Below are 19,776 nucleotides of genomic sequence, written 5' to 3' on the forward strand. Positions count from 1 at the left end.
ATATGAAGAAGTTTGTCACGCTATTGGTCGCATTTACATTCCTGGGCTGTGCTTTTCTGAAATCACAGGATATCTCGCAGCTTACAGCCCAATGCGCAGGCAATGCCGGTGATGTCATGTATCTGAAGGATTTTGTCGTGAATTTAGATGCCAGCGCACCCGGCGGAGCACCCCAGACTGCCCGTTTTGCCCTTCTGCTCAATAAAAGCATTGTATATCGTTTTTCAATTTGCACAGCACCTGATTCTGAAGGAGATGCCGTTCTTCAGCTTTTTGATCTGAATACCCTGCTGGGATCCACTTTTATTTCAGCAACAGGGAAGGATTACCCTTCCTTCGATTTTAAATGCCAGAAAACCGGCGTTTACCATGTGTTTATTTCCTTCAAGGAAGGCAAAGCCGGGAAGGGCGTGGGGATTATGTCGTACGTGAAAAAGCTTTAAATCCGTTTGATCGCTTCGCTGTTTGATCGCTTCGCTGTTTGAAAAAGAGGTTTGAAAGAGTTTGAAGAAGAGTTTGAAAAAGAAGTTTAAAATGAGTCAACGATTTCAAACGATTTCAAACGATTTCAAACGATTTCAAACTACATTATTCTCTGCCAGATAAACAGCAGCAGGAACACATCCAGGAACAGTTCGTTAATCCAGTTCCTTTCACATTTAATGAAATAGTGACTGAATAAGTACGAAAGCGGTATGGCCACGAAGTATACCATTGGCATACCTGAACCGGGAACCAACAGGAATATCAGCACCGAAAAAAGGAAAAATACGAGAAACATTTCGAAGAATACCCGCGCATGGATCTTCATGCTGTCGATCGCTTTTGACATATAGTAGCTGCCAATCAGTGTAAATAAAAGGATATAGGACCAGTTAACGACCTGGCTTAACCTGAGCGATCGTGATACATGAGTAAAAGTGTTTTCCATGCCCCTGAATAACTCACTTCCCGGGATGTCAAGCAGGTAATAACCCGAAAAAACAATTCCATATGGGATCAGCAGGCCGATAATGGCAAATACCCATTCTCTCCAAATAAAAGGCCTCATTATAACAAGCCCTGTCAATAAGGCGGGAAAGAAGAATATGGCCGGGAAATAAAACAAACTGGCCAAAGAAATGAGCAGTCCGGCATCTACAAAGTTGAGTGAAATCCCTTCGGTTTTATAAGCATGGAAGATCCTGTAAAACATCAGGATGATCAACGTGGATGCCACAAGCGCCGGGGTGAGCTGATGAAGCTGGTTTATACTAAGCGTAAGCAGCAGGTAAAAGAATAGCGGGAGCTGTGTACGGTAAGGTATAAAGAAGTGTACGGTGTTCAGCTGAAGCAGCAAATAACCATTAACGATCAACAGCAGCAGGGCAATGAATGAAGCTAATCCGCTGTATTTATAACTAAAGACTGAAATCCACTTTCCGAAGGTAACATCGTTGGCGGCGGGTTCAAGCGGCGTCAGATGCACCAAAGAAGGGATCCAGTACAATAATGGGACCAGCAGGAAAAGAACAATTACTGTTATCCGGTTGCTGTTGACGTATTTTAATAACATGAGTATGGATTCAACAGGCTACAACAGAGCCTCTACTTTATTTACAAGATTGCCCTTCGGAACTGCGCCAACCTGCTTATCAGCCACAGCGCCATTTTTAAAAAATAATACGGTTGGAATATTCCTGATGCCATATTTGCTGGATATACCGGGATTTGAATCCACATCCACTTTGCCTACAATGACTTTCTCACTATAGTCCTCTGAGATCTCCTTTACAAAAGGTCCGATAACCCGGCAGGGTCCGCACCATTCAGCCCAGAAATCGACCAATACCGGTTTGTCAGCTTTGAGAACCATTTCGTCGAAATTCGCATCAGTAAGTGTAATAACCATATTTATATGAGTTTATATTATTAATTGTTTTATTTGATCCGCAAAGTTACAAAACTGCGTTTAAAAATGTCTTAAAATAGTTTGAATTCAATTTCATGATTGCCTTCAAGATAGCTTATCAGCTCATCATCCAGCGAGATGCGGTGTGACCGACTGAACAGGTCAACGCTTATGTTTTCGGCCGGATCATACACAAGGATTTTAAGATTGGTACTTCCCGTATGTTTCAGTGTATGCTTCGTCAGGTCATCAACCAGGCCTTCTGAAATAATATCAACAGGAAGCCTGATCTGTATTGTTTTTACAAGCTCATCACGTGCCGAGCTCAGCATATAAATGGTCTTAATCCTGAATTCAAGTTCAGGGTTGCTCTTCCAGGTGTTTTCAGAAACCGTTCCTTTAATGAGCAGAGAATACCCCTCATAAAGAAACTTCCTGAAATTCTCGTAATCCTTGCTGAAAAGGGTGATTGAGGATGTATCGGAATAATCTTCGATTGTGAAGGATCCGTATGGCTTACCCGTTTTGGTGGTGGCATGCCGTACAGTCGTTACCATTCCTGCAACGGTAACATCCTTGCCCCGTAACGAATCAAGATCTCTTAGATCAGCAAGGGAATGAGTACAGAACTGGCTCATCTCCAGCTTGAAATTGTCAAGAGGGTGAGAGGAAAGATAAATACCAATAACTTCTTTCTCTTTATTGAGCTTTACCAGCGGTGGCCATTCCGTGACTCTTGCAGGCCGGGGCTTAATGACTTCTATATTGCTGATGCTGCCGAACAGTGTGGGCGCCTGGTCGGTGTTTACCTGGGCTTTATTTCCGTACCGTATAAGCTGTTCGATAAATGTAGTTCCGGTTGCATCCTGTTCCACATACTGGTTTCGCTGGATATCGGCAAAACTGTCGAACCCTCCAGCCATGGCAAGCGCTTCAAAGCATCGCTTGTTAACCGTCGTCAGGTTTACTCTTTCAATCAGGTCAAAAATATCCTTAAAGGGACCTCCTTTTTCTCTTACCTCAATCAGATGTTCCACTGCCGATTCACCTACACCCTTGATGGCTGCCAGTCCGAACCGGATATGGCCCTGCGTGTTCACTGTGAAGCGGGCATAGCTTTCATTGATATCAGGTACAAGCACCTTCATACCCATACGGCGGCATTCATCCATGAAAAAACCGATTTTCTTCAGGTCATTGAGGTTCCGGCTAAGCACAGCCGCCATAAACTCAGCAGGATAATGGGCCTTCAGGTATGCCGTCTGGTAAGAAATATATGCATAACAGGTTGAGTGTGATTTGTTGAAAGCATAATGGGCAAACGACTCCCAGTCCTTCCAAATCTTGGCAACAATCTTCGGATCATGTCCTTTCTTTACACACCCGTCCTCAAATTTCAACCTCAGATCGTTCATCATCGAAACGATCTTCTTTCCCATGGCTTTCCTGAGTGAGTCGGCCTGACCCTTGGAAAAACCTGCCAGTAACTGCGAAAGAAGCATTACCTGCTCCTGGTAAACCGTAATTCCGTAACTATCCTTAAGATAGGCTTCCATTTCAGGAATGTCATAAATGATCTCTTCCTTGCCATGTTTACGGTTAATGTAACTCGGAATATACTCCATGGGGCCCGGTCGGTAAAGGGCATTCATGGCGATCAGGTCTTCAAACCGGTTTGGCCGCAATGCCTTAAGGTACTTTTTCATACCTTCCGACTCAAACTGGAACAGTCCCGTGGTTTCACCCCGGCTGTACAATTCATAGGTCTGCGCATCGTCAAGCGGGAGGTGGTCTATATCAACGTCTTTATTCCGTGATTTCTTTATGTTCTCGAGCGTGTCTTTTATGATAGACAAGGTTTTCAGACCCAGGAAGTCCATTTTAAGCATGCCCACCGATTCGATATGCGAACCCTCATACTGGGTAACATTAAGTTCGGCATCTTTATTCCGGCAAACAGGTATATATTCCTCCAGGTTATCACGACTAATAATGATACCGCAGGCATGTACGCCGGTCTGACGAACCGATCCCTCGAGTACCTCGGCATATTTTAGTGTGCTGGCAACCAGTTTGTTTTCTGATTTTTTTTCTGCTGCCAGGGCAGGTACCTTTTCATATGCCTCCTTAAATGATGTTCCCGGAGTTTCAGGCACCATTTTGGCCAGCCTGTCGGCCTCCGAAAGTTCGAGTTTCTGAACCCTTGCCACATCGCGGATTGCCATCTTTGGCGCCATGGTTCCGAAGGTGATCACATGGGCAACCCGTTCACGTCCGTATTTTCTTACCACATATTGCAGCACCTTGTCGCGCCCGTCTTCATCAAAGTCAATGTCAATATCAGGCATTGAGATACGATCAGGATTCAGGAACCGCTCAAAAAGGAGATCGTATTTTATCGGGTCAATATCGGTGATTCTTAAACAATAGGCTACCACTGAACCGGCTGCAGAACCTCGTCCCGGTCCTACAGAAACACCCATTTCACGAGCCGCCCTGATTACATCCCAAACAATCAGGAAGTAACCCGGGAAACCCATGTTCCTGATGGTTTCGAGTTCGAAATCAATCCTGTCAGTTACCGTTTCATTCATTTCGCCGAAACGCTGTGCGGCACCTGCGTAAGTAAGATGCCGCAGGTATTCGTAGGCATCCTGGAATCCTTCAGGAATTGGAAAGTCAGGCATAATGGGCTCGCTGTTCAGCTCATAATGCTCAATTTTTGCCACAACTTCACCCGTGTTAATGATTGCTTCGGGGATATCCGAAAACAACCTGCGCATCTCATCCTGTGTTTTCAGCCATTCCTGGCGGGTATACCGCAACCGGTTAGGATCATCCACATCCTTACCCGTGCTGATGCATAACAACCGGTCATGAGCCGGTGCATCCTCCTCATTGATGAAATGGACGTCATTGGTGGCAATCACCTTGATGCCGGCCTCTTTGGCGATCGTAAGCAGGTGACTGTTAACGAACACCTGGTTTTCAAGCACCTCACGGTCTATCTGCGGGTCACCCGAAGGATGACGTTGCAATTCAAGGTAGAAATCGTCACCAAAAATTTCCCTGTATTCGGCCAGGGCTTTTTTTGCAGCGTCAAGTCCCTCATGCCTTAACAACCAGGGTATTTCGCCATGAAGGCAGGCTGAGGATGCAATAAGTCCTTCATGATATTTTCGCAGCAGCTCTTTGTCGATGCGGGGCCTGTAGTAGAATCCTTCAGTCCACCCGTAGGATACCAGTTTTATCAGGTTTTTATACCCCTGTTTGTTCTTGGCCAGCAACACCAGGTGAAAACCACCTCCGTCGGACTTATCTGATTTCTCATGACGCGATCTCCGGGCCACATATGTTTCACAGCCCAACAACGGCTTAATTCCCTGTTTCTTGGCCTCGTTATGAAATTCCTTGGCGCCGAACATGTTGCCGTGGTCGGTAATGGCGAGAGCTTCCATTCCATCCTTTTTAGCTTTGGTGATGAGGCTTTTGATAACTGCAGCCCCGTCTAGAATGGAGTATTGGGTGTGAACATGAAGGTGCGTAAACGGTGCATCACAACCCGGAAGAGGAACTTCAGCTACCTCTTTGGCTTCCTCAACAATCTGGGGAAGTGTGAAATTCGATTTGAATGAAACGGCAAAAGGCTTTATGGGAGCCTTGTTTAAAGCTTTAAACTCATCAAGAAGGGCAGGTTCAATTTTTAGCGTGCTAGCCGTTATCACTTCCTGCCTGAGCAATTCAAAAAAACACCGTGCAGTGGCTGCCACATCGGCTGCAGCGTTATGCGCTTCGTCAAACCCTTCATTAAAAAGCTTTTGGGACAATTCGGCCAGAGTAGGCCATTTGTATTTACCTGCTTTGCCCCCTGGTATAGCACAGAAATCAGTTGAGGACTCTTTTGTGCAGATCCATGCAAGCTTATTCAGGCGGGTTGGAATTCCTTTACGCAGGTATTCAGCTTCAAGAATCTTAAGATCAAAGGATATATTATGGCCGATTACAAAGGATGCATTCTCTAAATCGGCCTCAAATTCGGCGAGTACCTGTTCAAGTTCAATACCTTCGGCCATGGCCCGTTCCATAGAGATGCCATGTACTTTTTCAGCTGCCTGCGGAATTATAAAATTGTCGGGTTTTACTATAAACGACTTGTTGCAAAGCAGTAAAGACGTCTTATCGTGGCATTCCCAGGCAAGCTGAACCAGCCTTGGCCAGTTCTTCAGGTCGCTGGCAGGGGCGTTCGGATTCAATGGCAACCCGGTGGTCTCTGTATCAAAAATCAGGAACATGAAACAAAAATACAGCAGAAGCCGCGATTAAAATGTTAATGTTGATAAGTTGGGAAAAATTGCATTTATGTCACCCTGACTCACGTATTCTTATGATCCTTGTGCAACTGAACAGGATTTGTATTTTTCCTCACACGCATATTGATCATTTCAACAATCAGTGAAAAGAATACGGCAAAATAGATGTATCCTTTTGGTACATGGTAATGCAGGCCATCGATAATCAGCATAAATCCGATAAGGATCAGGAAAGAAAGGGCCAGAACCTGCAGAGTAGGGTGTTTATTGATGAAACGGCCGATGGCACCGGCAAAAATCATCATAATCCCAATAGAAATAATAATGGCTGTTATCATCAGTGGAACTTCATCGGTAAGGCCTATGGCAGTGAGAATGGAGTCAAACGAAAAAATAAGGTCGAGCATTACAATCTGAACCAGCACGGCGGCAATGGATGAAGCGGCCGACAGGTTTAATGAATGATCCTCCCCTTCCATTTTCTGATGAATTTCGGAAATGCTTTTAATAATCAGGAAAAGTCCTCCTGCCATCAGGATTAAATCCCTTATGGAAATTCCCAGGTTGAAAACAGTAAATAACGGATTAGTCAACCGGATGAAAAAACTGATCGTCAATAACAACAGGCTCCTGAAAAGCATTGCAAGCAAAAGACCCGTGTTGCGGACCAACCTCTGGCGGGCAGCCGGCAATTTATTGGTTACAATTGAAATAAAAATGATGTTGTCAATCCCTAGAACTATCTCAAGAAAAGTTAGTGTAAGTAAAGCGATCCAGCTTTCAGGCCTGAGAAATACTTCCATGTTTTATGGTTTATTAAATAGTGGTTGAAGAATTATCCTTTTTCAACAAAAGTTCCTCAATTTGTTTTATGAACATCTGCTTCGTTTCTTCTTTTGACCTGGCTATGCCTGATGACATGGTAGGCTGACCGTCCATAGGACAGAATAAAAAGGTGGGAATGGACTGAATTCCGAAAATAGCTGCCAATTCCTGTTCCTCATCTATATCAACCTTGTAAAAATTGATCCTGTCACCGTATTGTTTCGATAATTCTTCAAGAATGGGAGATGTCAGTTTGCAAGGGCCGCACCAGTCGGCATAGAAATCAACAAGACATGGTTTGTTCCCTTCATAAACCCACACTTCTGTATTCTTCTCATAGTTCATCACCATTTTAAGAAAATCCTGCTTTGTCAGTTGTCTAGGCAGCCCATCATTGCCGGCATTCACCTGGCTGACAGGGGAAACACTTTTATTGCCGCCCGAATTTTTACCTGTTTGTCCGTTACAGCCTGTAATGGCTATAAACAAAAACAGCATCGATAAATAACCTGTGATCCGCATATTTCAAAATTAATTCTCTGATAATTACTCTGTTTTAAGATAACGCTTAAGTATTCAAAGGGTTTAAATGGAAATAAACTGATTTATCAGTCACTTCAAGCTTAATAACTTTCATAAGCACCATTTTCACCAGTATCCTTTCCGCTCTCATACGGTTGGTCCGGGCAACCCTGACAAATCCTGACAGTGTGATTTTTTCATTCTGACTCAGGTAGTCCATGAGCGTCTTTTCTTCCCGGCCATAATTCAGCCATACTCCGTTCCTGTTTTGTTCCCTTTTCCAGACATCTACAAGTATCCGGTTTGCCTTGATATTCTGGTCGCCGACTCTCACATATGCAATCCAGTCGCCCTTTTCATCTTTGGCATAATGTGGTTTACTTTTGCCTTTCGGTATATCCACTTCAAGGATACTTTTCCCGTCAACCTCCCATCTTTTCAGGTTAAATTCAACTTCAGGCTTACAATAAATTTGTGCGGCGGATTCGGCCATATAAGCCTCTTCCTCGCTTCTCACACCGCTGATTTTGCCGTTATCCTTAACTCCTATCAGCAATTTGCCTCCATCGGTGTTCGCAAAAGCTGAAAAAGTCTTCGCTATTTTCCGGGCATCACTGATCTCAAATTTAAAATCGAGCTGTTGATTTTCCCCTTTCTCAATGAGGCTTTTGACGTATTTTTCGGCTTTCTTCTTAATTTCCTCTCTCATAATGGGGAAAAAGAGTTATCAGGGCACAAAATTAACGTAATTTGAATAAAATTTTATGTCATAGCATGTATCTAACCGCATACTATTTCCGTATGAATTTGTAAATCAGAAAACCGATGAAAAGGCATTTAGGATTAAGAGATACAAGAGTTTTTATGATCCTGGTCTTAGTTTCAGGACTCATATTTTCATCTGCAAATTACAACACCGGATACGGGCAAACCCCTGACAATGCGGCTCTTTACAAGGAACACATGAAAAAGGGAGATTCATACCGCGAAAGTAAAAATTATGCCGCAGCCATGCTTGAATATGAAAAAGCATCGGATCTGCAGCCGAACGAAGATGAGCCAAGGGATAAGATGCAGAGCATTGAGGCTACCATGGGTATAAACGAGCTTACCGAGCTTCATAAAAAAATGGACCAGGTAAGGCAGCAGGAGCAGGAACAGGCTGCATCAGCCAAAACGGGAACTGCAAAACAGGCAGAACAGAGTGTGGCACCTGTTTCAGGACAGGAAAAGGATGCTCAGCGGAAATCGATTCTCGATTCTTTTGCCGAGGAACTGCGTAAAGCGGAAAAAGGTTCCGATATGAACGCCAGGGCAGTTGTATATCGCAAGATTGCAGATGCGTTTAAAAAAGTCTCCGATGATGAAATGGTTATCACTTACCTCAATAAAGCGCTTGCAATAGAACAGGGATTGGGCAAGGAAAAGGAAGTGTCAGCAGTTTATGATGACCTGGCCGACTCGTATTACAATTCGGGTGATTTTGAAAGTTCAATCAGTTCCTTCGAAAAATCACTTTCATTGAAGGAAAAAGCAGGTGATAAAGCAGGTACATCAAAAGTTCTGTCACAGATAGCCAATGTTTACGAAACCACATACGATTACAAAAACGCCATTGATTACTACCAGCAGTCAGCAAAAATAAAGGAAAGCATCCAGGATCAATCCGGCCTGAAGGATGTGGAGAATAACCTCGGAGATGTATACTATAAGCAGAAAGTGCTTACAAGTTCAATCATGTCCTATGAAAAGGCTGTTGACCTCATCAGGAAACTCAATATGAATGAAGCGCTTGGTTCGGTTTACAATAAGCTTGGCGTGGCTCATTATGAAATGGGAAATTATGAAGAGGCTGAAAAGTTCTTTAAGGAATCCATGAAAAACCTTAATGAAAACGGGAACCGGAAGGAAGCATCCATGGCTCTCAATAACCTTGGAAACCTGTTGTTTATTCATAATGATTATGAAGAGGCAATTTCGTATTACGAAAGATCACTGACTACTAAAAAAGAAGCAGATTATTCTTACGGCCAGGCAGTGACCCTTTTCAACCTGGGCAATGCATACAGGAGATCAGGGAACCAGGATATGGCGATCAAAAGCTATGAAAAAAGCAGGAGAATTGCTGACAGCCTGAATATTGTATCACTGAAGGCAAAAAGCACTAAAGCTCTTTCGGTTTCATACAATGCGGCCAAGAACTTTGATAAAGCTTCAGAAATGGAACAGGAGCTCAGTTCAATGAAAATGACAGCAGTTAGTATTGAAATTCCGGTTTCTGAAAACGAGATGGATCTAAACCTAAACCAGACTCAGAAGATTATTTCAAAACTGAATGAAGAAGCTTTGAAACGCAAAGAGGCGATCGAATCCGGAGCTGAAAACAAGATGACGGATATGTATATCAATAACATAAACAGTCAGTATCTGAAGGAACAAGGCAGAAACAGAATGCTGATTATCATTCTGTCGGCGGTGGGAACGCTTTTGCTTGGTGTATTATTCCTGTATTACAGGAGTAAAAAGAAGTAGTGGAGAATAGGGGAGTCGAACCCCTGACCTATTGCATGCCATGCAATCGCTCTAGCCAACTGAGCTAATTCCCCATAATATTGAATGATTGGCTGATTTTTTGATATATTGATTCCTAAATCGACAAATCAATAAATCATCAAATCTTGAAATCAAAAACGTGGGGGCAAAAGTATCAAAATAAAACAATTTGTGCAAAAACATAATTAATTTTTACTTTCTAAACCAAATGTCATGAAAAGAATCTCAGGGATCCTCCTTTCCCTGCTTATAATAAGCAGCTGCACATCGCCTAAAAAGCTTATGGTGCAAGGTAATTACGATGCCATAGTTGAAAAATCAGTGAAAAACCTGATCAAGAAACCCAACAGTACAGATGATGCGGACATGCTTGACAAAGCTTACAAGCTGGCCAACGAACGGGACCTTGACAGAATTAAATACCTGAAAACGGAAAACAATCCTGATACCTGGGATGAGATGCTCAATTTATACAGTAACCTCAAAAACAGGCAGGCTTCGGTGAAACGGGTTCTTCCACTTCATATCGGTAATGAGACGATCAATTATCCCATCGTTGATTATGATGCCGAAATAGTTGCCGCCAAACGTAAGGCTGCCGATTATTACAATGCCCATGGCCGGAAACTCATGGAAAACAAGGATAAGGAATCCTACAGGCAGGCATTCTATGAGTTGCAGCGCGCCAAAGGTTATTCGGGCGGATCGATCAGTGATCTGGACCGTTTGATTGAACAATGCAGGTACCAGGGCATGAGCCGTGTACTGATTGGCGTGGTGAACAAAACGCTTATCAACCTTCCGCAGGAATTTACAGATGGGCTTGTTGCCGTTAATGCCAATGAAATGAACAGTGAATGGGTTGAGTATTATACCCGTAAGATGGACGACAACATGCGTTATGACTATTATGTGGATATCATCCTTCAGTCGATTACAGTAAGTCCCGATTTAAGCAAAGACAGGGATTTCATTGAAAAGAAAAGGATCGAAAACGGCTTCGAATACGTTCTTGATGCAAAGGGTAATGTGATGAAGGACACCGCAGGCAATGATATCAAGGTAAAGAAATACAAAGATGTGCAGTGCACTGTAATTGAAACCAGGCAGCAGAAGGATTGCAATATTGTGGGTGAAATTGAATTCCTCAGTGCCAATCCTCAGGCCCTTATCAAAAAGCAGCCTGTTGCAGCCAATACTCATTTTGATTATTCATCAGCCAGGGCAATTGGCGATGTGGAAGCCTTATCCGAGGAAACCAAAAAGATGGTCCAGGTTAAACCCGTTCCGTTCCCCGAAGATATCCAAATGATCCTTGATTGTACCGAGGCGTTGAAGAATTCGATTCATGAGGCAATCAATAGTAACAGGGGGACTTTGCGCTAACCTTGTTTTTGCCTAACTTTGCTCCCGTGGCCTTAAACAGATAAATGGGAGTAAATTTAAACTATACGGAACCCGAAAAAGCTGTATTAGTCGGTGTTTCAAACGAAGATCAATCACTTCAGCAGGTAAAAGAATATTTAGAGGAACTGGCCTTCCTGGTTGAAACAGCCGGGGCCGTTCCTCTTAAATCATTTGTCCAGCGGCTCAATGCGCCGAATCCGAGCACTTATATAGGAAGCGGCAAACTCAGGGAAATAAAGGAATTTATTCTTGAAAATCATGCCGATATCATCGTATTCGATGATGAACTTTCAGGCAGCCAGGTCAGAAATATTGAAAAGGAACTTGAAATACGGACCCTGGACCGGACTATCCTCATACTCGACATATTTGCAAAACGCGCCAAGACAGCTTATGCCAAAACCCAGGTTGAGCTGGCTCAATATGAATACCTTTTGCCCCGCCTTACCGGTTTGTGGACACACCTTGAACGCCAGCGCGGAGGTATTGGCTTAAGGGGGCCCGGTGAAACAGAAATTGAAACCGACAGGCGAATTATCCGCACAAAAATTTCATTGCTTAAAGAACAGCTGAAGCAGATTGACAAGCAGATGATAACCCAGCGGAAACACCGCGGAAAGATGGTAAGGGTTGCACTTGTTGGTTATACCAATGTAGGAAAGAGCACCCTGATGAACCTGCTAAGCAAATCGGACATGTTTGCCGAGAATAAACTGTTTGCTACACTTGATGCGACCGTGCGTAAGGTGGTTATCGGAAATCTGCCATTCCTTCTTTCAGACACTGTGGGATTTATCCGTAAACTGCCACATCACCTGGTAGAATCGTTCAAATCCACACTTGATGAAGTTCGCGAAGCGGACCTTTTGCTTCATGTGGTGGATATTTCACATCCCGGCTTTGAAGACCAGATTGCCGTTGTTAACCAGACATTACAGGAAATCGGTGCTGCAGATAAGCCGGTATTGGTGGTATTTAATAAAACCGATGCCTATGCCTTCATCCCAAAAGACGAAGATGACCTAACACCAAAACAAAAGGAAAATCTGACTCTAGAAGAAGTAAAAAACAGCTGGATCGTGAAAACCAACTCCCCTTCCCTGTTTATATCTGCTTTAAAAAAGGATAATATTGAGGAACTGAAACAAAAGCTATATGAAAAGGTACGGGCAATTCACATCACCCGGTACCCATATGATGATTTTCTGTATTAAATGAGTTTCTTTTCCACCATATATTCACCAATCTGAACAGCGTTGGTGGCAGCACCTTTTCGCAGGTTATCCGATACAACCCACATATTTAGCGTTTTCGGCTGGGTTTCATCCCTGCGAAGACGGCCGACAAATACCTCATCACGGTTATGTGAAACAATGGGCATGGGGTAAACATTGTTTTTGGGATCATCCATCACAATAACGCCCGGGGTTTCGCCAAGAATCTCACGTACGGTATCCAAATCAAATTCTTTTTCAAACTCAACGTTTACAGCCTCCGAATGGCCTCCGATCACCGGAATACGCACAGTGGTTGCCGTAACCCTGATGGAGTCATCGCCCATTATCTTTTTGGTTTCATTCACCATTTTCATTTCTTCCTTTGTATAGCCATTGTCAAGAAACACATCGATATGAGGCAGCGCATTCATGTCAATTTTGTGCGGATAAGCCATGGGACCATCAATCCCTTTTCTTTCGTTCATTAACTGGTCGACTGCTTTTTTACCGGTTCCTGTAACCGACTGGTAGGTTGAAACCACAATCCTTTTAACTTTATATGCTTTATGAAGACCAACCAGTGCCACCACCATTTGTATGGTTGAACAGTTCGGATTGGCTATAATCATATCTTCCTTTGTAAGAACATGAGCGTTTACTTCCGGAACCACGAGCTTAATTGAAGGATCCATTCTCCATGCCGATGAATTGTCGACAACCTTCGTACCCGCTTCTGCAAATCTCGGAGCCCATTCTTTTGAAGTGCTGCCTCCTGCTGAAAAAATAGCAATGTCGGGTTTCATATCCACTGCAGTTTGCATGCCAACCACCTTATATTGCTTGCCTTTAAAGGTTACTTCTTTACCAACAGATTTTTCGGAAGCAACAGGTATAAACTCAGTAACGGGAAAGGACCTTTCCTGCAAAACCTTCATCATTTGTGTGCCAACCAACCCGGTGGCGCCGACTACAGCAACTTTCATTGTATTATATATTTGTGGTTATTGATTACCCTATTAAAATGAAAAAGAACTTTTCATCCCGAAGTTTTATTACCGCAGAGCTTTTAAAGATATTCAAAAGACCTGCCTTGTATTACTTTTTCATTGTGTAATACTTAGCGTCTTTTTTTGTATCTTTAAAATCTGTGCTGTACATCGTTAGAAAAATTCTCTTTATTTAAATCCCAATGGAATAAATTACTCCATTGTTACCTGCAAAATTGGTAAAAAAAATGATTTTTGAAAATGTAAGGTACGTTTTTTTAGTAATCTGTTCCTGTTTCTTAAATTTATATACTACCGGCCAGGTTCGGGGAGGTTGTGATCCGGTTTTACCGCCTTTTTCAATAATTGTTACTGAAATTATGGCGGACCCTTCCCCTGCTCAGAAACTCCCGGATGCCGAGTACGTCGAAATCCTTAACCGAAGCTCCGTGCCTGTGAACCTGAAAGGAATAAACCTGGTCATAGGAACTCATCAGTGTATCCTTCCTGATTCTCTGCTATCACCGGGTTCATATGCCGTCATTTGTGACAGGGAAACAGTCCCGTTTTTTATCAAATATGGCCCTGTAATTGCTGTTTCAAATTTTCCGGCCATTCTTAATACCGGTCAGGCTGTTTCTCTTATATCTCCTGCCGGAACAGTGATTCATAGCATAACCTTTTCACCAAAATGGTATAAACCGGGCACAGAACAGGGAGGCTATTCTCTTGAAATAATGGATCCTCAGAATTTCTGCGGTAACGGAGAAAACTGGACTTCTTCAACGGATACCCGCGGCGGAACCCCGGGTAAAGTAAATTCGGTTATGAGAAGTAATCCCGATACAAAACCGCCATACCTCGTACGTTGTACCCTTCCGTCCGATACTTCGCTATTGCTGTATTTCAATGAAGCTTTATTTCCATGTAATAATTCTGAACCGGGCCTGTTTTCAGTTAATAACGGTTTTTTTGATCCTGTTGAAGTAAGATTGATCCCTCCTGATAACAAAATGATCTGCCTGTCCTATACTAATTCCTTTTCACCCGGAGTTACGTATAGCATAACCGTCGCAGGCGGATTAACGGATTGTGCCGGTAATATTTCGGAGAAACCGGGATACACAAGTTTTGGAATTCCTTCTGTACCCGGCATGAGTGATGTGGTATTCAATGAAATATTATTTGATGTCCCTGAAGATGGCACTGAATTCATTGAAATCTATAACCGCTCGGAAAAAACCATTGACCTCAAAAGTCTTAAAATATCACTTTCCGATTACCTAACGGGAAATCCTGAAAAAACCATATCGCTGAATGGAAATCCCTTTCTTCTGATGCCTGCTTCTTATGCCGTCTTTACAAAAGATGCGGCTACGTTGCTTTGCGGACATCCGCATTCGTCATTAACCAATGTGATTGAAATAACCAATCTCTTCAGACTCCCCGATACAGAAGGTGCGCTGGTACTAACCGATTCAACAGGAAACATTATTGATGAACTCAGGTACAGTGAACGTTTTCACCATGCCCTGATCAATGATAACGAGGATTATTCAATTGAACGGGTTAATCCGGATCTTCCCTCCGATGACCCGGGTAACTGGATGACGGCTTCCACCCTATCAGGGTATGCCACCCCGGGATATGAAAATTCGATGCTTTCAAATCCCGGTAATAAATGGGAGCTGACGTGTTCATCCGATTATATATCGCCCGATAATGACGGCATTGATGACCTGATAACAATCCATCTTGAAAGTGATCATCCCGGTATCATTGGCTCCCTTGCCGTTTACACCCTGGCAGGTGAAATGGTATGCCCGATTAAAAAAAGATCATTATCCGGGACGGATGAGTACTTTGAATGGGACGGGCAAAACGGAAAAGGAACAATAACCGGGGCCGGACTTTACTTGCTTTATGGTGAATTTATTGACGATAAGGGGGATAGCAAAATTTTTAAGAAAGTTATTTCTGTTGTCAGAAAATAAACACTAAAATGACTAATTTCATAATCTGATTAACACCTCTAATTCGAAATGAATATAGCAACAGAGAATCAGGAAAATTCCCTTTTGATTTATAAAGGGGCGTTCACAGTTAACCTGATTTCAATACTGGGAAATCAAATCCGGCTACTTCCTGAAATCGACTTCAGAATAGTACAAAAGCTTTTCAGGATTTTCATGGAATTAACCCAGAATGTCTCCTATTACTCTGCCGAAGTGGTCAACGTTAAAAGCGGAGTATCCTGCGGCAGCGGATGGGTTACCATTCAAAACTTCGATGATTACCTGAAAATCACAACCGGCAACAGAATAAAGCCCGAACATGGCCCACGCCTCATACAATATTGCAATGAAATCAATGCCTTTGACAGTGAGCAACTCCGGAAACTGAAACGTGAAATCCGTTCCCAGGCATTGGAACGTGACACCGGTGCACAGATTGGACTTATTCAAACCAGCATTGTATGCGGGAATAAGCTTGAATTCAAAATTTTTTCAGAGGATGCTGAAAACGACTATTTTGTCATTTCAGCCATTACAAGCAAGGAGCCTTCGGAAATGCCGGCTGACGATTAAGTCAGTTTAGCATGTAAATACTCCCTGTTCAGGCGTGCAATATGTGAAAGTGATATGCTCTTGGGGCATTCGGCTTCGCATGATCCCGTATTAGTGCAATTACCAAAACCCAGCTCATCCATTTTTGCAACCATCCTGATCGCCCTTTCCTTGGCTTCCACCTGTCCCTGGGGTAATACGGCAAACTGTGAAACTTTGGCCGCAACAAATAGCATTGCGGATGCATTCTTACAGGCTGCCACACATGCGCCACAGGCTATACATGATGCAGCATCCATGGCCGTTTCGTAATTCTGACGGGGAACCGGTATCGTATTGGCATCCGGAACTCCGCCTGTGTTCACTGAAATATAGCCCCCGGCCTGGATAATTTTATCAAGCGCTGAACGGTCAACAATGAGATCCTTTATAATTGGAAATGGCTTTGCCCTCCATGGTTCAATTACAATGGTATCTTTATCTTTGAACTTGCGCATATGTAACTGGCAGGTTGTGACTGCTGAATCGGGCCCGTGCGGCCTGCCGTTTATATAAAGTCCGCAAGCACCGCATATACCTTCCCTGCAATCATGATCAAAACATACAGGTTTTTCAATTTTGTTGATCAGATCCTGGTTAAGTATATCCAGCATCTCAAGGAATGAACAGTCAGGCGATATTTCCGCAACCTTATATGTTTCAAACCTGCCTTTTGCAGTGCTGTTTTCCTGTCTCCAAATTTTCAACGTGAAGTCCATGTAGCTTATATTTTGTAATTGCGGGTTTGTACTTTTATATTTTCATAAACAAGGGGTTCCTTGTGCAAAACAGGCTCATTACCGGTACCCTTGTATTCCCAGGCACCGACAAACATGAAGTTCTCATCATTACGGCTGGCCTCACCTTCAGGAGTCTGGTACTCCTCACGGAAATGACCACCGCATGATTCTTCACGCTGTAATGCGTCACGGGCCATCAGTTCACCGATTTCAATAAAATCAGCCACTCTGGATGCTTTCTCAAGTTCCTGGTTCAATTCATTCTGATCCCCTGTAATCCTGGCGTCATTCCAGAATTCCTGGCGAAGCAAAGCAAATTCTTTAACGGCTTCGGTAAGTCCTTCCTTTGTTCTTGACATGCCCACAAGGTCCCATAATCTTAATCCGAATTTGCGATGGATATGATCCACGCTTTGAGTTCCCTTGATTTGCATGAGCTTATTCAGTCTCTCTTGAATGTTGTACTCAGCCTCCTCAAACGCCGGATTGGTAACAGGCATCCTGGGAGTAAGGATTTCAGCGGCCAGGTAATTCTGTATAGTATAAGGCAAAATGAAATACCCGTCAGCCAGTCCCTGCATCAATGCAGAAGCCCCAAGCCTGTTGGCGCCATGATCGGAAAAATTGCATTCGCCGATTGAGAACAAACCCGGAATGGATGTCATGAGCTCATAATCCACCCAGATACCGCCCATGCAATAATGAATGGCGGGGTAAATCATCATCGGAGTTTCATAAGGATTGTCATCCACGATCTTTTCATACATCTGGAAAAGATTTCCGTAGCGCTCCTCGATAACATGCTTGCCAAGTCGCTTAATGGATTCGTTAAAATCAAGGTAAACAGCAAGCCCGGAACCTACACCGAAACCTGCATCACATCTTTCTTTTGCAGCTCTTGAAGCCACATCACGCGGAACAAGGTTTCCGAAGGCAGGATACCTTCTTTCGAGATAGTAGTCGCGATCGTCTTCAGCGATATCTTTTGGCTTTTTGGTGCCGGCCCTCAGCGCCTCAGCATCTTCTTTCTTTTTCGGGACCCATATTCTTCCGTCATTACGCAAGCTTTCGCTCATCAAAGTAAGTTTCGACTGGTAACTTCCGTGAACCGGGATACAGGTAGGATGGATCTGCACGAACGCCGGGTTGGCAAAATACGCGCCCTTTTTATACACCTGCCATACAGCACTGCCATTTGATCCCATGGCGTTGGTAGAAAGGAAAAATGCCCTTCCGTAACCTCCGGTTGCTATTACAACAGCATGTCCGAAATGCCTCTCGATTTTGCCATTTACAAGGTTGCGGGTGATTATTCCTCTTGCCTTGCCATCAATCAGAACCACATCAAGCATTTCATTACGAGGGAATAGTTTTACCGTTCCTGCATCAACCTGTCGCATGAGTGCACTGTATGCGCCAAGCAACAGCTGCTGACCCGTTTGCCCGCGGGCATAAAAGGTTCGTGATACCTGGGCTCCGCCGAAAGAACGGTTTTCAAGCAATCCGCCGTATTCCCTTGCAAAAGGTACACCCTGTGCAACGCACTGGTCAATGATGTTCCCGCTTACCTCGGCAAGCCTGTAAACATTGGCTTCACGTGCCCTGTAATCACCGCCTTTAATTGTGTCGTAATATAACCTGTAAACGCTGTCGCCGTCATTGGGATAATTCTTGGCAGCGTTAATACCGCCCTGCGCGGCAATGCTGTGTGCCCTGCGGGGACTATCCTGGTAACAAAAAGCTTTTACATTGAAGCCCAGTTCACCAAGGCTGGCAGCTGCAGAAGCCCCTGCCAGACCGGTACCCACAACAATGATATCCAGTTTGCGCTTATTGGCAGGATTTACAAGTTTCTGAGTAGCCTTATAGTTAGTCCATTTTTCGGCCAGCGGGCCTTCCGGAATTCTTGGATTCAGTTTTGTCATAATTGAAAAATCAATGTCTTACATTCGGAAATAAACATACAGCGGTATCGCTACAAATCCAGCTACGATGGCCAGGGTATAAATTATGCCCGTCCACTTTATAATCGGCGAATATATAGGATGATTGATTCCCAGTGTCTGAAAAGCCGACTGAAAACCGTGCAGCAGGTGAAAACCAAGAAAAATCATACAGGCAATATAGAATATTACAACCCATCCGATCTTGAATTTTTCGATAACCAGCAAACCAAGGTCATGGTATTCCTCTCCATCATAATTCACAACAGGCACATCACCGAATATTTTTGCTTTTAAATAAAAGTCAAAAAGGTGTATAACAAGAAAAACGGTGATTATGGCAGCCGTATGGATCATGAATTTGGAAAAAAAAGATGTTTGTGAAAAATTTTCTTTCCGGTACCTGCTTGGCCTGGCCATCCAGTTTTGAAGCTGAACGATAACACCATAAATCATATGCAGCAGGAACCCTCCAAAGAGTATGAGTTCCATAACCCTTACAAGTACATTCGTTCCCATAAAATGGGCCGCTTTGTTAAAGGGTTCCCTTGAGTCTGAAAAAATCAGGCTAAGATTAATACCAAGATGCACTACAAGGAAAACTACAAGAAAAATCCCTGCCAGCGACATCATTAATTTTTTTCCAATGGAAGAAGTAAGGATACTGCTCATAAGTATGAATAAATCAAAAGATGTGCATAATTGTTTATCGTAACGGCAGCAAATTTACCTGCTTAGAGTTATTTTTACAACACATGACAGACCAAATATGCTAC

16 protein-coding genes and 1 tRNA gene are annotated in these 19,776 nt (G+C 43.4%); 6 read left to right on the forward strand and 11 right to left on the reverse strand.

Annotation, left to right across the window (positions count from 1 at the left end; genetic code table 11):
* Positions 1-2: 2 nt before the first annotated feature.
* Positions 3-443 (forward strand): hypothetical protein, encoded by a 441-nt coding sequence (locus VK179_10105; protein ID HLO59085.1) that lies wholly within the window; start codon positions 3-5, stop codon positions 441-443.
* A 140-nt stretch (positions 444-583) separates the two neighbouring features.
* Here the strand turns inward: VK179_10105 and VK179_10110 are convergent, their stop codons facing one another.
* The 6 genes from VK179_10110 to VK179_10135 all read right to left on the reverse strand — a co-directional run bounded on the left by VK179_10110 (position 584) and on the right by VK179_10135 (position 8,257).
* Positions 584-1,555 (reverse strand): DUF6427 family protein, encoded by a 972-nt coding sequence (locus VK179_10110; GenBank protein ID HLO59086.1) that lies wholly within the window; start codon positions 1,553-1,555, stop codon positions 584-586.
* An 18-nt stretch (positions 1,556-1,573) separates the two neighbouring features.
* Positions 1,574-1,891 carry a thioredoxin gene (gene trxA, locus VK179_10115; protein ID HLO59087.1) on the reverse strand — a complete coding sequence of 106 codons (318 nt, stop codon included), beginning with the start codon at positions 1,889-1,891 and terminating at the stop codon, positions 1,574-1,576.
* A gap of 71 nt (positions 1,892-1,962) precedes the next feature.
* Positions 1,963-6,183: a DNA polymerase III subunit alpha gene (gene dnaE / locus VK179_10120; GenBank protein ID HLO59088.1), complete on the reverse strand. Its 4,221-nt coding sequence runs from the start codon at positions 6,181-6,183 to the stop codon at positions 1,963-1,965.
* Positions 6,184-6,263: 80 nt separating this feature from the next.
* The gene (locus VK179_10125; protein ID HLO59089.1) at positions 6,264-7,004 is read right to left on the reverse strand and encodes a TerC family protein; all 741 of its coding nucleotides are present in this window, start codon (positions 7,002-7,004) and stop codon (positions 6,264-6,266) included.
* Between the two features lie 13 nt (positions 7,005-7,017).
* Entirely contained in the window at positions 7,018-7,548 is a 531-nt protein-coding gene (gene trxA, locus VK179_10130; GenBank protein ID HLO59090.1) for a thioredoxin, read from the reverse strand.
* Positions 7,549-7,594: 46 nt separating this feature from the next.
* Positions 7,595-8,257 carry an ATP-binding protein gene (locus tag VK179_10135; GenBank protein HLO59091.1) on the reverse strand — a complete coding sequence of 221 codons (663 nt, stop codon included), beginning with the start codon at positions 8,255-8,257 and terminating at the stop codon, positions 7,595-7,597.
* Between the two features lie 116 nt (positions 8,258-8,373).
* On the opposite strand from VK179_10135, the gene VK179_10140 reads away from it, so the two are divergent.
* Positions 8,374-10,080 carry a tetratricopeptide repeat protein gene (locus tag VK179_10140; protein ID HLO59092.1) on the forward strand — a complete coding sequence of 569 codons (1,707 nt, stop codon included), beginning with the start codon at positions 8,374-8,376 and terminating at the stop codon, positions 10,078-10,080.
* Here VK179_10140 and VK179_10145 read toward each other — a convergent pair.
* Positions 10,081-10,154: transfer RNA gene (locus tag VK179_10145), tRNA-Ala, on the reverse strand.
* A gap of 160 nt (positions 10,155-10,314) precedes the next feature.
* On the opposite strand from VK179_10145, the gene VK179_10150 reads away from it, so the two are divergent.
* Positions 10,315-11,487, forward strand: coding sequence for a hypothetical protein (locus tag VK179_10150; protein ID HLO59093.1), 1,173 nt, complete (start codon positions 10,315-10,317; stop codon positions 11,485-11,487).
* Positions 11,488-11,531: 44 nt separating this feature from the next.
* Complete coding sequence (gene hflX / locus VK179_10155; protein ID HLO59094.1) at positions 11,532-12,722, forward strand: GTPase HflX; 1,191 nt, start codon at positions 11,532-11,534, stop codon at positions 12,720-12,722.
* On the opposite strand, the gene VK179_10160 is transcribed toward hflX, so the two are convergent.
* The gene (locus tag VK179_10160; GenBank protein HLO59095.1) at positions 12,719-13,708 is read right to left on the reverse strand and encodes an aspartate-semialdehyde dehydrogenase; all 990 of its coding nucleotides are present in this window, start codon (positions 13,706-13,708) and stop codon (positions 12,719-12,721) included. The genes hflX and VK179_10160 overlap by 4 nt on opposite strands.
* A gap of 251 nt (positions 13,709-13,959) precedes the next feature.
* Between VK179_10160 and VK179_10165 the strand changes: the two genes are divergently transcribed.
* Both VK179_10165 and VK179_10170 read left to right on the forward strand, forming a co-directional pair.
* A complete protein-coding gene (locus VK179_10165; GenBank protein HLO59096.1) occupies positions 13,960-15,705 on the forward strand; it encodes a lamin tail domain-containing protein in 1,746 nt (581 codons plus the stop codon).
* 48 nt (positions 15,706-15,753) lie between these two features.
* Positions 15,754-16,299 (forward strand): SiaB family protein kinase, encoded by a 546-nt coding sequence (locus tag VK179_10170; GenBank protein HLO59097.1) that lies wholly within the window; start codon positions 15,754-15,756, stop codon positions 16,297-16,299.
* Here VK179_10170 and VK179_10175 read toward each other — a convergent pair.
* From VK179_10175 to VK179_10185, 3 genes are read right to left on the reverse strand one after another with little or no spacing between them, the layout of a single operon-like run.
* The gene (locus tag VK179_10175) at positions 16,296-17,036 is read right to left on the reverse strand and encodes a succinate dehydrogenase/fumarate reductase iron-sulfur subunit (GenBank protein HLO59098.1); all 741 of its coding nucleotides are present in this window, start codon (positions 17,034-17,036) and stop codon (positions 16,296-16,298) included. The genes VK179_10170 and VK179_10175 overlap by 4 nt on opposite strands.
* Before the next feature lie 5 nt (positions 17,037-17,041).
* The gene (locus tag VK179_10180) at positions 17,042-18,982 is read right to left on the reverse strand and encodes a fumarate reductase/succinate dehydrogenase flavoprotein subunit (GenBank protein HLO59099.1); all 1,941 of its coding nucleotides are present in this window, start codon (positions 18,980-18,982) and stop codon (positions 17,042-17,044) included.
* Positions 18,983-19,000: 18 nt separating this feature from the next.
* Complete coding sequence (locus VK179_10185) at positions 19,001-19,672, reverse strand: succinate dehydrogenase cytochrome b subunit (GenBank protein HLO59100.1); 672 nt, start codon at positions 19,670-19,672, stop codon at positions 19,001-19,003.
* Between the last annotated feature and the right edge of the window lie 104 nt (positions 19,673-19,776).

It is taken from the genome of Bacteroidales bacterium (assembly GCA_035299085.1).
In the GTDB taxonomy this organism is placed as follows: Bacteria; Bacteroidota; Bacteroidia; order Bacteroidales; family UBA10428; genus UBA5072.